This is a genomic window from Vreelandella venusta (assembly GCF_015689495.1).
Lineage (GTDB): Bacteria > Pseudomonadota > Gammaproteobacteria > Pseudomonadales > Halomonadaceae > Vreelandella > Vreelandella venusta.
Genome location: NZ_CP065135.1, coordinates 3,719,247 through 3,731,911 on the forward strand (window position 1 = coordinate 3,719,247; position 12,665 = coordinate 3,731,911).

A 12,665-nucleotide genomic window follows, 5' to 3' on the forward strand; every position below is an offset into this window, starting at 1 on the left:
TTACGCAGGCCCAATCACATGCTTCACTTCGAGGTAGGCGCTTAGCCCCCAGGGGCCAAGCTCACGCCCAATGCCGCTACGCTTGAAGCCGCCCCAGGCGGTTTCAGGCAGCACCAGCTGCTCGCTGTTGTACCAAATGCTACCGGCTTTTAGCTGACGGCCAATGCGCTTTGCCCGCTCAGGATCACCGCTAATCACCGTCGCAGCTAATCCATAAGCGCTATCGTTGGCGAGCTTAATCGCCTCTGCTTCGCTGGTAACGCTGCGTGCGCAGAGCACCGGACCGAAAATCTCCTCTTGCCACAAGCGGCTTTCCAGCGGTACATCACGGTAAAGCGTCGGCGCTAAAAAGTAGCCCTGCGCGGGTAACGTGCGATGGGTAATATCGCGCACTGCCGTTAGGCCTTCTTGCACCGCCAAGTCTAAATAGCGCTGCACCGCATCGCGCTGCTTAGCGCTGGTCAGCGGCCCTAAGTCAGTGCCTTCCGCCAGTGGATCGCCCAGGGTTAGCGCATCCATCCGCTCAGCCAGGGCGGTGTAGAGTGCTTCTGCCACGTTTTCATGTACCAGTAAACGCGAAGTCGCCGAACAGATTTGCCCGGCATTAAAGTAAATACCCGCCATTACCCAGTCGGCGGCTTGGGCGGGGTCGGCGTCTTCCATTACCAGAATCGGCGATTTTCCACCTAGCTCTAAAGAGACACTGGCGGTGCGAACGGCAGCCGTTTGCATGACCGTTTCGCCGACTCGGTTACTGCCCGTAAAGGAGATTTTATCTACACCTGGGTGATTGGTTAGCGGTGCGCCAATGCCCTCGCCGTCGCCATTAAGCAGGTTCAGCACACCTGCTGGCAGGCCAATCTCCAGGGCAATTTCTGCCAGTGCTAACTCGGGGAGCGGCGTTACCTCTGACGGTTTGAGCACTGCGGTGCAGCCTGCCGCTAACGCAGGCGCCAGCTTCCAGGCGCTTGTCACCAGCGGAAAGTTCCAGGGAGCAATCAACCCCACAACGCCCACAGGGTCATGATACGTACGCGCCTCGACGCCCTCCATTGCCACACTAACCAACTCACCTTGGCGAGCATCTAACTCCCTGGCCTGCTTGGCGTAATAACGATAACAGGCAATTGCGTCGTCCAGGTCAATGCCTGCTTCCGCAAGCGGTTTACCGTTATTAGTGGCTGAAAGAGTGATTAGCGCTTCTCGACGGGCCTCCAACGCATCGGCAAAGCTATCTAGGTACTTTGCACGCGCAGCTCCACCCAACGCTTGCCAAGCAGGTTGTGCTTGCTGAGCAGCTTTAACGGCAGCGTCGACATCTGCCGCGTCCCCCGCCGTGACCTGGGCAATACGCGCTTCGCGATAAGGGTTCATCACATCGAGCATACGCGTGCCTGCTGAGGCAACCCATTGGTTGTTAATGAACTGCTGATTGATAACTTGCTGGTCGAGTAACGGCATCTAGGTATCCTGGTCGGAAATTCTGCACGCACGCTGCCAAGCAGCTGCATCTATTTCAATGAGTAACGGGCCACTTGAAACGCGCTTAGCGAGTGAGCTTGCAAGCTCCTCAGGACTTTCTACCCGCACGCCTGGGCAACCAAACCCTTCGGCCAAAGTAAGAAAGTTAGGGGCTTGAATATCCACGCCCAAACGGGCCACACCGTTGGCATCCATATAGCGGCGAATTTCTTCGTAGCCTGCGTTGTGCCACAGCACAATCACCACCGGCAGGCGTTCCTCCACCGCGGTAGCAAGCTCAGCAAGGGTGAACATCACCCCACCATCACCGACAAGCGCCACCACAGGTAGATCAGCGCGAGCTAACTGCGCCCCTAGCGCTGCCGGCAGCCCATAGCCCAAGGTGCCGTAGCCGGTAGAGGCATTGAAATAACGCCTTGGCGCTGGCTGGCTGACTAGGTGGTTGCCCGCATACACCGGTGCAGTGGAGTCACCCACCAAAATCGCCTCAGGCAGATGGTCAGCCAGGGTCTTATAAAGCGGCACGAAGTCGCTAAAAGCCGGATCGTTAACCAGGTTAAGTGCGCTCAACGTAGTGGCTGTTCGTTCAATACCGCGTTCAACACCGTGGCGCTGCAAAGGTTCGGGGAAATGAGCGAGTAGGAGCGCTAGGCTACGTCCGGCATCGCCCACTAAACCAAGCGTTGTATGCTGGTTGCACACCAGTTGTTCAGGGTCGAGATCAATACGAATCAATTTGCCATTGAGGTGAAAGCCACCATCAAACACGACATCGTAGTCGGTCTCGCCAAGTTCGGTACCCACCGCCAAAATCACATCGGCGTTAGCGGCCAGTTCACGCACCGCTGGCAGCGCTGCGTTAGCCCCCAAGTCTAGCGGGTGGTCGCGACCCAGCAGCCCTTTAGCGTTGATAGTCGTCACCGCTGGGGCATCAAGCCTCTCTACCAGTGCCCGCGCAGCCTCTGGCGCTGCCACACAGCCACCACCTAACAGCAGCAAAGGTTGCTTCGCGGCCTTTAACAAGCGGGCAGCTTCGGCAAGCCCATCCGGGTCAGGCGCTGCTCGGTAAAGCGATGGCGCTGGCCAACTGGCCGGAGCCTTCACCGGTGCATTGAACAGATCAATCGGAATTTCAATATGCACCGGACCAGGGCGCGCACCATTGAAGATCGCAAAGGCGCGAGCCAGCACATCAGGCAACGTATTGGCATCTAATAGCGTGTGGCTAAAGCGTGACACGCCGCTGATCATCTGCTGCTGGCTGGGCAGCTCGTGCAGCCGACCTTGGCCCATGCCCAGCGTATCGCGGCGGTTAACGCTGGAGATCACCAGCATGGGGATAGAGTCTGCTAAGGCTTGGCCCATCGCAGTGGCAATATTGGTCATTCCCGGGCCAGTGATAATCAGACATACCCCAGGCTGACCGCTGGCGCGGGCATAGCCGTCGGCCATAAACCCGGCACCCTGCTCATGGCGCGGGGTTACGTGGCGCACATCGCTACCTTCAAGCCCTCGGTACAGCTCCACCGTGTGAACGCCAGGGATACCGAACAGAGTTTGAACTCCATAGGTTTCGCGCAGCAGGCGGATCAACAGCTCGGCACAGGTCGTCGTTGAGTGATTGCGCATGGCGTCAGCGTTCATGACAGGCCCCCTCAGAAGAAAAATGTATGGGCCATAAAGGCGATGATGGGCAGCGTAATGGCCGTGCGCAGTAAGAAAACGGCGGCTAACTCCCAGAGCTTGATAGGGATTTTTGATTTAAGTAGTAGCGCACCAATTTCCGACATATACACCAGCTGTGTCATGGACAAGCAAGCGATCACAAAGCGGGTCAGCTCGCTTTCAATATTCGTCGCCAGCACCGCTGGTAAGAACATATCGGCAAACCCGACCAGCGTCGCTGGCGCAGCCGCTTGTGCTTCAGGGATACGCAGCAACTCAAGCACTGGCACCATGGGGTAAGAGAGCCAGGTAAACAGCGGCGTAAACTCGGCTAAAATCAGCGCGACAGTGCCGATGGCAAATACCAAAGGCAGCAGTGTCAAAAAGATATCAATCACGTTGAGGAGTGCTAAACGCACCAGCTCTTTTGGCCCTGGCGCATCCGCTGCCCGGCGAGTTGCCTGGAGCAAGCTGTAACGAAACAGCCCTACATTTTCGGTGCGTTTCTCGCGTAACTGGCAGCCAACAGGCTCGTAGTAGTCGTTAGATTTGAGCGATAGAGGGGGAATCCGTGCCACGATGATGGCAGCAATCAACCCTGACATGACTACCGTAAAGTAGAACTGTACGAAGAGATGATTGATATCAACAAAGTTCGTCACCAGTAAACTAAACGCGATGGAAGCCACTGAAAAGTTCGTTGCAATGACCGATGCCTCGCGAGCATTGTAATACCCCTGCTCATACTGTTGGGCAGTGATCAATACACCCACGGTGCCTGACCCCATCCAAGAGGCCGTTGCATCGATAGCGCTGCGTCCTGGGAGATTAAAAATCTTCCGAAACGGCTTGCGCACCATGGTGCCGATAAATTCCATAAAGCCAAATTCGACTAGAAACGGTAGCAGAATCGCCGCAAAGAAGAAGAACGTCAGTAGCACCGGCGCTAAATCATTGAGCATTACGCCGCCAGTATACGATGCTGTCACAAATTCGGGGCCGACTTGGAAAAAGGTCATGACGACAAAAATGGCACCTAAGATGCGCATCACTACCCAAATAGTGTCGACGTCAAACATCTCTTGAAAGTGACCACGTTGCGCCCAGTTGGGCTTTGCCACTTTAACGTAAAGCGTTATCACCACAGACAAACATAGGACTAGCATGGCAATGACAGGTAGCGCAGAGCCAAGCAACGACTGCAACCCATCGGCCATCAGCCCCATGCCAATGTTAATCGTACCTCCCACTTGAAAAGGCACCAAAAACAATAGGATGCCAATTAAAGATGGGATCAAAAATTTCAGCAAATGAGCACGATGGATTGGAGTCGACGGCTCGGCGTCATCCAATTTTACTTGAGAGAAAGACATACGGTTCACCTGTTGGAAGTGATTATTGGAGGTGGGCTGGTGGCGTCCTGGCAGGCAATAAGCAGCCTGCCATTTCTCTGACCATTAGCGCTTTGTCAGGTAAGCGCTTTTTTATTTATTAGCTATTTCAGGACAGCTTAATCACTGTGTTTCACGCCCGGCAGCACACAGAGCATTTCGTACAGCAGTGTGGCGCCCATCAATGCGGTATTACCGCTGGGATCATAAGGAGGCGACACTTCCACTAGATCACAGCCGACGATGTTCAAGCCTGCCGCACCGCGGACAATTTCCAGCCCCTGGGCTGAGGTCAGCCCGCCCATCTCTACCGTTCCCGTTCCTGGGGCAACGGAAGGGTCCAGGCCATCGATATCGAAGCTGATATAGACAGGCACATCGCCCATCTGCTCGCGCACTTCTTTCATCAAGGGGGCCAGCGAGCGATGCCAGCACTCTTCAGCGGGAACAACACGGAAACCCTGGCTGCGGCACCAATCAAAATCTTCAGCGGCATAACCGGTACCACGAAGACCGATTTGCACCACTTTGCCGTGGGCTAACAAGCCTTCTTCCTGGGCGCGGCGAAACGGCGTGCCATGGGCAATCGGCTCACCGAACATGTGCTCGTTCACATCGGCATGGGCATCAATATGGATCAGCCCCACTGGTCCATGCTTTTTGGCAATGGCACGCAAAATGGGCAGTGTCAGAGTATGTTCGCCACCCAGTGTTAGCGGAATGCAGTTGTGTTTTAGCACGTCATCATAAAAGGCCGTGATGATGTCGACACTTTTGGGCAGGTGAAACGTATTGATGGGCACGTCACCGATATCGGCCACTTGTAAACTTTCAAACGGGGCGGCGCGGGTCGCCATGTTATAGGGTCGAAGCATGCGAGATTCATCACGAATCTGACGTGGGCCAAGACGCGTACCCGGGCGGTTAGACGTACCAATATCCATTGGAATACCGATAAAAGCCGCATCTAAGCCAGCAGCACTTTCCTGAGCGGGTAAACGCATCATAGTAGCTGGCCCACCAAAGCGCGGCATACTATTGCCCCCAAGCGGCTGGTTAAAATCAGACATACAGATCTCCTTGGCGTTGTTCATGTTGTAGCGCTGAATAACCACATACATTGCACAGAACATGCCAAGTCTCTGAACGCCCTAACAATAGGGTTCCCAGCCATTACCGATGCAGTAATGAATCAAAATCACGTACACTTAAGTCATTCATGCATCATTGATGCAAAAATGAATTGCAGGTTACTCAAGAGACAATCGCTGTGAGTGAAATAGATAAGTGCGTGCTAAAAACCATTGTCGAAACCGCCAACGATCATTTCTTTATCGTCAGTGGGGAGGGTCAAGTGCTTGATATCAGCCCCGGCGCTGAGGCTGTTTATGGCGCGCCCCGGGAAGAGTTGCTAGGTAGTAGCGTTTACCAGCTGCAGCAAGCAGGCATTTTGAAGCCATCCATCACCTTGGAAGTAATGCGCACCCACCAGCCGGCCCAACTGATGCAGGTAACCGGTACCGGGCGCCGTGTGATAGCTCAGGCCTACCCCGTCTTTGTGAATGGAAAATTAGAGCGTGTTATCAGCCGCTCCAGAGACTTAACCGATTTGCAGCTCCTACAAGACGAATATGCACTACTCCAGAAACGCTTTAGTGAGCACTTAAAACGTAGCCAAGCAGCCCACGGTGCCGAGGAACAAGCGCTGGACGACGCGCTGGATAACTTACAAGTGAGAAGTCACGTTATGCGTGAAGTCGCCTTGCTTCTCAAACGGGTCGCTCCCTCGGACGCTAATGTGTTGATGCTGGGAGAGTCGGGCGTGGGGAAGACCGCGTTTGCCAAACAGTTGCACCGTTGGAGCCAACGCCATAACCATCCCTTTATTGAGGTTAACTGTGCGGCCATTCCCGAAAACTTATTTGAGTCTGAGATGTTTGGCTATCAGCCCGGCGCGTTCAGCGGCGCGGCTCGCCAAGGAAAAGCAGGTTTATTAGAGCAAGCGGAAGGAGGCACGCTGTTTCTCGATGAAATCGGTGAGCTCCCCTTATTAATGCAAACCAAACTATTAAAAGTCATCCAGGACGGCAGCCTTACCCGGTTAGGCGATACACGACCGCGCAAAGTGGACTTTCGCTTAGTTGTCGCCACGAATCAGAATCTAGCTAAACAAGTAGAAGCAGGCCTATTTCGCCTGGACCTTTACTACCGTCTCAACGTCATACCGGTCACGCTTCCTCCTTTACGCGACCGCCGAGAAGATATTCCTGACCTCGTGGAAGCCTGTTTGAAACGCCTTAACCAACGCTATGGGCGGCAAAAAATCCTGGACAACCCAGTGTGGTCAACGTTAATGGGAAGCGACTGGCCAGGTAACGTCCGCGAGCTTGAAAACTGGTTGGAAAGAGCTTGGCTCTCCAGCCCAACGGATCAAATTGAAGCACCTAGCCTTCCTACGCAGCAGCCCCCTGCTAATCTGCCGCAAACGCCAACCTCTTCGCCAAGAGCCGCCTTAGCCCCCGAAGAAACCCTAAAGCAGTACCTAGCCAGACTAGAGCGCGAAACACTGGAAGCGTTGAGCAAAACGCTTCCCAGCACGTACGCCATCGCTGAACGGCTGGGGATTAGTCAATCCAGCGTGGTGCGCAGGCTGCAGCGTTATGGCATCAAAGTCACCAAGTGAATTTTCTGCTTGACACAACGGCTGTCATCAACCATCCATGTAAGTGTCATGCAACGGCAACACCTTCAACACAAGCTGAACCAATAACAACCAGCAGCCGGTGATGTGTGTGCTATGTCAAACCAATCGCGTATTCGCTTGGAACGCGTCACTAAACGTTGGGACGCGGCCACTGCCGTCGATGACATTTCCTTCGACGTCACGCCTGGGCAATTTGTCATTCTGCTCGGCCCTTCAGGCTGTGGTAAATCCACCACGCTGCGCATGATCGCGGGCCTGGAAGAGGCCAGCGACGGGCGTATTTATATCGGCGAGCGCGACGTTACCCGCCTGCCGCCCGGCGACCGTGGGCTGAGCATGGTGTTTCAGTCCTACGCGCTGTTTCCGCATTTGAGCGTTGCCGACAACATCGTTTTTGGCCTGCGCAGCCGCAAGGTACCCAAAGATGAGCAGCGCCAGCGACTGGCTAAGGTCGCCGAACTGGTTGATTTAACCGATTACCTAGACCGCAAACCTGCGCAACTTTCCGGCGGCCAACGCCAGCGGGTTGCTTTGGCGCGTTCAATTATCTCCGAACACCCGATCTGCCTGATGGATGAACCGCTATCCAATCTGGACGCTCGGCTGCGCAGCGACATGCGTAGGGAAATCAAAGCACTACACAGTCGCCTGACTATGACGGTGATTTACGTCACCCACGACCAAGTGGAAGCGATGAGCATGGGAGATCGCGTAATTCTGATGCAGCACGGCAAAATCGTCCAGGACGGCACCCCGGACGAGCTTTATAACCGCCCTGCTAGCGCTTTTGCCGCCAGTTTCATTGGCAGCCCTGCCATGAACCTGCTGCCCCTAGTGGCCGGTAAAAATGGCGCTGTTATCGAAGGTGAACCAAGTACTCCCGTAGCCCCCCTGGATGCCGCTGGCGGACATTTGGGCATCCGCCCGGAAGATATCGAACTGCGTATCGCACCCGGTTCCGGCGTACCCGCTAACGTATTAAGTGAAGAGTACCTGGGAGCGGATACCATTGCTTATGTGGCAGTGGGGTCGCACACCCTACGCGTGCGGCTTAGCGGCAAGCAGGCGCTGGCAGGTCAGCCATGCAGCCTCTACTGGACGCCAGAGAATACACACCTTTTCGATGCCGAAGGTCTGCGGCGGGATGACCTGACGCCGCTCCCCTTACCCAGCTCATATCGAAGCGTTCCTCGCCCACCGGCGGTGGGCTCTTTCCAACACTGACAGCAGTATTGACACTTGCGGAGTCTCTTATGCGTTTGCGTACCCCTTTTGCAATGACCGCCCTGGCAGCGGGCTTGTTAAGCGCCGCCCAGGTAAACGCGGATAGCGTCGATCTGACCATGTACTACCCGGTCGCAGTGGGCGGTGCACTCACCGACGTCGTTGATACGCTGGTGGCAGAGTTTGAAAGCGAGTACCCCGATATCAATGTGGAAGCGATTTACGCCGGTAACTACGACGACACCCGCGTGCGCGCTATGTCGGCAATGGAAGCGGGCGAAACGCCGCAGCTATCGGTCATGTTCTCCATTGATCTTTACGAGCTGATTGAGCAGAACGCCATCGTCGCTTTTGATGATCTAGTCGAAACCGCTGAAGAGCGCGAATGGCTCAATAGCTTCTACCCAGGGCTGATGGAAAATGGCCAGTTGGATGGCAAAACCTACGGCATCCCCTTCCAGCGCTCCACCATCGTCCTGTTCTGGAACAAAGACGCCTTTGAAGCCGCTGGCCTAGACCCCGAAACACCCCCAGGAAACTGGCAAGAGATGGCCGAGATGGCCGCCACCGTGCGCGAAGCCTCCAATGGCGAGCAGTGGGGCGTGATGGTACCGTCGACCGGCTACCCCTACTGGATGTTCCAGGCCTTTGCCTTTCAGAACGGCCACCGGCTAATGAGCGAAGATGGCACCGAGGTCTACTTCGATGACCCCGCAGCGGTTGAAGCGCTGGAGTACTGGGTATCGCTAGCCACCGAGCACAATGCCATGCCTGACGGCACCATTGAGTGGGGCACCCTGCGCCAGAACTTCCTTGAACAGTCCACGGCAATGATGTGGCACACCACGGGCAACCTGACCGCCGTACGTAGCGAAGCCAATTTTGATTTTGGCGTCGCCATGCTGCCGATGAAAACCCAGCGTGGCAGCCCCACCGGCGGCGGTAACTTCTACATTTTTGAAGATACGACTGAAGAAGAGCAGCGCGCAGCGATGACGTTTATTCGCTGGATGACCGCTCCCGAGCGTGCTGCCGCTTGGTCGATTGAGACTGGTTATATGGGCGTTAGCCCCGCTGCCTACGAAACCGACGCGCTACAAGGCTATGTGGAAGAGTTCCCACCTGCCGCGGTCGCCCGCAACCAGCTTGAACACGGCACGGCAGAGCTTTCCACTTATCAGGGTGGCCGCATTCGCCGCGCACTGGATAACGCCGTGCAAGCAGCGCTGACCGGCCAAATGACAGCGCAAGAAGCGCTTAGCCAAGCGCAGCAAGAGGCCGATAGCGTGTTACGCCGCTACGCCCGCTAATCGTTAGCCGTTTTACTGTTCGCCGGGGCGCGCCCCGGCTTTTCCAACGTGCGGTACGTCCCTATGTCATTCACCAACCACCGCAAAATGCAGCTCTACGGTGCGCTTCTGCTACTGCCCGCTGCAGTACTGCTGACGACGTTTGCTTATTTACCGACCATAACGACGCTTATTAACAGTCTGTTTTTACCCGGCTTTCGCGGTGCACCCACTGAATTCGTCGGCCTTGAAAATTATCAGGTGTTGTTCGATGACCCGACGTTTTGGAAAGTAGCGCGTAACAACTTAATCTACGCCGTCGGTACGATTCCTACGTCTATCGCGCTGGCCTTGGGTATGGCGCTATTCGTCAATGGCAAGCTTCGCGGGCGGGGCTTTGTGCGCATGGCCTACTTTACGCCGACGATTCTTCCCATGATCGCCGCGGCCAATATCTGGATGTTTTTCTACGCGCCGCAGATCGGCCTATTCAATAAACTGCTCGGTATGCTGGGCTTATCCGGCGTGAACTGGCTGGGTGATCCAAGCATTGCGTTAAGCTCGGTGATCGTGATGTCGGTGTGGAAGGAAGCCGGCTTTTTTATGATCTTCTACTTGGCGGCGCTCCAGAGTATGCCCCCCGAATTAAAAGAAGCAGCTGATTTAGAAGGCACTAGCCGTTGGAGCTTTTTCTGGCGGGTGACATTTCCACTATTGATGCCCACTACGCTGTTTGTGCTCATCAATGCGCTGATTAACTCGGTGCGGGTCGTGGATCACCTATTTATCTTGACCAAGGGTGGGCCCAACAACGCCACCAACCTGCTGCTCTACTACGTTTACGAGAATGCGTTCTCGTTCTTTGACCGCACCACGGCAGCCACCATTACGGTGGTGATTCTGCTGGTGCTCGCGGTAGTGGCGACGCTTAAGTTCACAATTTTAGATCGCAGGACGCACTATCAATGAATACGACCACTGCGCCCCGCTCCCGATTCTTCTCAATTCCAGCGCTGGAAACCGTGGCCGCTTGGCTACTGGCGATTATTTGGATTTTTCCGCTGCTGTATGCTTTTTGGGCGGCCTTCCACCCCAGCGAGTTTATGGTCAACTTTGCGCTCTTCGCTCCGCTGACGTTGGAGAACTTCGCTAACGCTTGGTCTCAAGCGCCCTTTGCCCGCTACTACCTGAACACCTTTGCGCTGGTGACAGGAGTAGTGATCGGTCAATTTGTGGTCTGCACCCTGGCGGCGTTTGCCTTTGCGCGCTTTCCGATTCCCGGCAAGAACGTTCTGTTTATGCTGGTGCTGATTCAACTCTTTGTGTTTCCAGAAGTATTGATTGTCGAGAACTACCGCATCGCCAGTGAGCTGGGACTGATCAACACCATCACCGGGATTGGCTTACCTTACGTGGCCAGCGCCCTGGGTATTTTTCTGCTCCGCCAAACCTTTAAAACCATTCCAAGGGAGCTGGAAGACGCCGCCCGCATCGAAGGCTGCAACTGGCTGGAAATTTTGTGGAAGGTGTACGTCCCACTGGCTAAGCCCACCTATTTGGCTTATGGCCTGGTATCGATCAGCCACCACTGGAATAACTTTATCTGGCCATTAGTGGTGACCAACTCAGTAGAGAGCCGCCCGCTAACGGTAGGATTAGGGGTGTTTTCCGCGCCCGAAACCGGCGTTAACTGGGCGACCGTTAGCGCGGCGACGCTGTTAAGCATCGCCCCGCTGCTAGTCGCTTTCCTGCTCTTTCAGCGTCAGTTTGTCCAGTCGTTTTTACGGGCAGGAATTCGCTAAGACCGCTATCTTTCTGCATGCCCCTGGCAGTGATCGCCACGCGCTATCGCGGCGGCATCAAAGGTGCCAGTGTCTAGCACCCAGGCAGTGACCAGCTTGGCGGGAGTTACATCAAAGGCGGGGTTCCACACGGGAGCATTCTCGGGAGCCCAGACTGCATCGCCGAAAGCACCTGAAACACCACGAATTTCTGCCGCATCACGCTGTTCAATAGGAATATCGGCGCCAGTGACGCAGGCGGGATCTACCGTGGTGTAAGGGGCCACTACATAGAACGGCACCTGATGATAGTGAGCAATCACCGCCAGCATGTAAGTACCCACTTTGTTGGCGAAGTCACCGTTGGCGCAAATGCGGTCGGCACCGACCATGACCTTATCGACTTTCCCTGCGGCCATTAAGCTCGCGGCCATGCTGTCAGCAATCAATTGATAGGGAATACCTAAGTCGGCCATTTCCCAAGCGGTTAAACGGCCACCTTGCAGCAGCGGGCGGGTTTCATCCACATACACATGCAGCGTTACACCGCGCTGCTTGGCAACTGCGAGTGCGCCGATAGCGGTGCCAACGCCTGCGGTGGCCAGCGCCCCGGTATTGCAGTGGGTTAATATGCGGTCGCCTGATTGCAAAAGGTCAGCTCCCCGCTCGGCCATGCGCTGGCAAAGTGCGCGGTCTTCTGCAAACAATTCAGCGGCGCGCTCAGCCAGGGCGGCAGCCCCTTGCTCAAAGCAGGCTTCCATAGCATCCAGGCAATACATCAGGTTCACTGCGGTGGGTCGTGTAGCACGTAAGCGATCACTCACCAACTGCCAGTCACCTTGCGGATGACGCGCGGCAGTCTGCGCCAATACAAAGGCCGCACTCAAACCAATCAACGGCGCGCCGCGAATCGCTAGATTTTTCACCGCACGCTGCCACTCTTCTGGCGAGTCACAGCGCACCCACTGCTCCTTCTGAGGCAGTTGGGTTTGATCCAAATACTCAAGGTGGTCGGCGTAGACCCGTAAACTGCGTGACTGTAGATGTGGCATTGCTGGACTCCTTGAGCACTTGAACTTGACTAGCAGAACAACGGCGCGGCTTATCAGCCGCGAAGCTTATCATATAG

General features: G+C 55.4%; 10 protein-coding genes. 5 read left to right on the forward strand and 5 right to left on the reverse strand.

Annotated features, from left to right (window positions below):
* From IR195_RS17335 to speB, 4 genes are all read right to left on the reverse strand, one after another.
* Positions 1 to 1,461, reverse strand: a complete 1,461-nt coding sequence (locus tag IR195_RS17335) for an aldehyde dehydrogenase family protein (protein ID WP_206048151.1) — start codon at positions 1,459 to 1,461, stop codon at positions 1 to 3.
* The gene (locus IR195_RS17340) at positions 1,462 to 3,126 is read right to left on the reverse strand and encodes a 5-guanidino-2-oxopentanoate decarboxylase (RefSeq protein WP_206048152.1); all 1,665 of its coding nucleotides are present in this window, start codon (positions 3,124 to 3,126) and stop codon (positions 1,462 to 1,464) included.
* A gap of 11 nt (positions 3,127 to 3,137) precedes the next feature.
* Positions 3,138 to 4,520 (reverse strand): YjiH family protein, encoded by a 1,383-nt coding sequence (locus tag IR195_RS17345; RefSeq protein ID WP_206048153.1) that lies wholly within the window; start codon positions 4,518 to 4,520, stop codon positions 3,138 to 3,140.
* Between the two features lie 137 nt (positions 4,521 to 4,657).
* The gene (gene speB / locus IR195_RS17350) at positions 4,658 to 5,608 is read right to left on the reverse strand and encodes an agmatinase (RefSeq protein WP_206048154.1); all 951 of its coding nucleotides are present in this window, start codon (positions 5,606 to 5,608) and stop codon (positions 4,658 to 4,660) included.
* Positions 5,609 to 5,808: 200 nt separating this feature from the next.
* On the opposite strand from speB, the gene IR195_RS17355 reads away from it, so the two are divergent.
* The 5 genes from IR195_RS17355 to IR195_RS17375 all read left to right on the forward strand — a co-directional run bounded on the left by IR195_RS17355 (position 5,809) and on the right by IR195_RS17375 (position 11,557).
* Positions 5,809 to 7,221 (forward strand): sigma-54 interaction domain-containing protein, encoded by a 1,413-nt coding sequence (locus IR195_RS17355; RefSeq protein ID WP_206048155.1) that lies wholly within the window; start codon positions 5,809 to 5,811, stop codon positions 7,219 to 7,221.
* Positions 7,222 to 7,335: 114 nt separating this feature from the next.
* Positions 7,336 to 8,466 carry an ABC transporter ATP-binding protein gene (locus IR195_RS17360; RefSeq protein ID WP_206048156.1) on the forward strand — a complete coding sequence of 377 codons (1,131 nt, stop codon included), beginning with the start codon at positions 7,336 to 7,338 and terminating at the stop codon, positions 8,464 to 8,466.
* 29 nt (positions 8,467 to 8,495) lie between these two features.
* The gene (locus IR195_RS17365) at positions 8,496 to 9,776 is read left to right on the forward strand and encodes an ABC transporter substrate-binding protein (protein WP_206048157.1); all 1,281 of its coding nucleotides are present in this window, start codon (positions 8,496 to 8,498) and stop codon (positions 9,774 to 9,776) included.
* A 63-nt stretch (positions 9,777 to 9,839) separates the two neighbouring features.
* Positions 9,840 to 10,724, forward strand: coding sequence for a carbohydrate ABC transporter permease (locus tag IR195_RS17370; protein WP_206048158.1), 885 nt, complete (start codon positions 9,840 to 9,842; stop codon positions 10,722 to 10,724).
* Positions 10,721 to 11,557: a carbohydrate ABC transporter permease gene (locus tag IR195_RS17375; protein WP_206048159.1), complete on the forward strand. Its 837-nt coding sequence runs from the start codon at positions 10,721 to 10,723 to the stop codon at positions 11,555 to 11,557. Before IR195_RS17370 ends, IR195_RS17375 begins: the two co-directional genes overlap by 4 nt.
* A 5-nt stretch (positions 11,558 to 11,562) precedes the next feature.
* Here IR195_RS17375 and mtnA read toward each other — a convergent pair whose 3' ends face one another.
* The gene (gene mtnA, locus IR195_RS17380; protein WP_206048160.1) at positions 11,563 to 12,588 is read right to left on the reverse strand and encodes an S-methyl-5-thioribose-1-phosphate isomerase; all 1,026 of its coding nucleotides are present in this window, start codon (positions 12,586 to 12,588) and stop codon (positions 11,563 to 11,565) included.
* Between the last annotated feature and the right edge of the window lie 77 nt (positions 12,589 to 12,665).

Coding starts and splice junctions, on each gene's coding strand:
- IR195_RS17335 (WP_206048151.1), bottom strand. CDS start 1,461: ATGCCGTTACTCGACCAGCAAGTTATCAATCAGCAGTTCATTAACAAC.
- IR195_RS17340 (WP_206048152.1), bottom strand. CDS start 3,126: ATGAACGCTGACGCCATGCGCAATCACTCAACGACGACCTGTGCCGAG.
- IR195_RS17345 (WP_206048153.1), bottom strand. CDS start 4,520: ATGTCTTTCTCTCAAGTAAAATTGGATGACGCCGAGCCGTCGACTCCA.
- speB (WP_206048154.1), bottom strand. CDS start 5,608: ATGTCTGATTTTAACCAGCCGCTTGGGGGCAATAGTATGCCGCGCTTT.
- IR195_RS17360 (WP_206048156.1), top strand. CDS start 7,336: ATGTCAAACCAATCGCGTATTCGCTTGGAACGCGTCACTAAACGTTGG.
- IR195_RS17365 (WP_206048157.1), top strand. CDS start 8,496: ATGCGTTTGCGTACCCCTTTTGCAATGACCGCCCTGGCAGCGGGCTTG.
- IR195_RS17370 (WP_206048158.1), top strand. CDS start 9,840: ATGTCATTCACCAACCACCGCAAAATGCAGCTCTACGGTGCGCTTCTG.
- IR195_RS17375 (WP_206048159.1), top strand. CDS start 10,721: ATGAATACGACCACTGCGCCCCGCTCCCGATTCTTCTCAATTCCAGCG.
- mtnA (WP_206048160.1), bottom strand. CDS start 12,588: ATGCCACATCTACAGTCACGCAGTTTACGGGTCTACGCCGACCACCTT.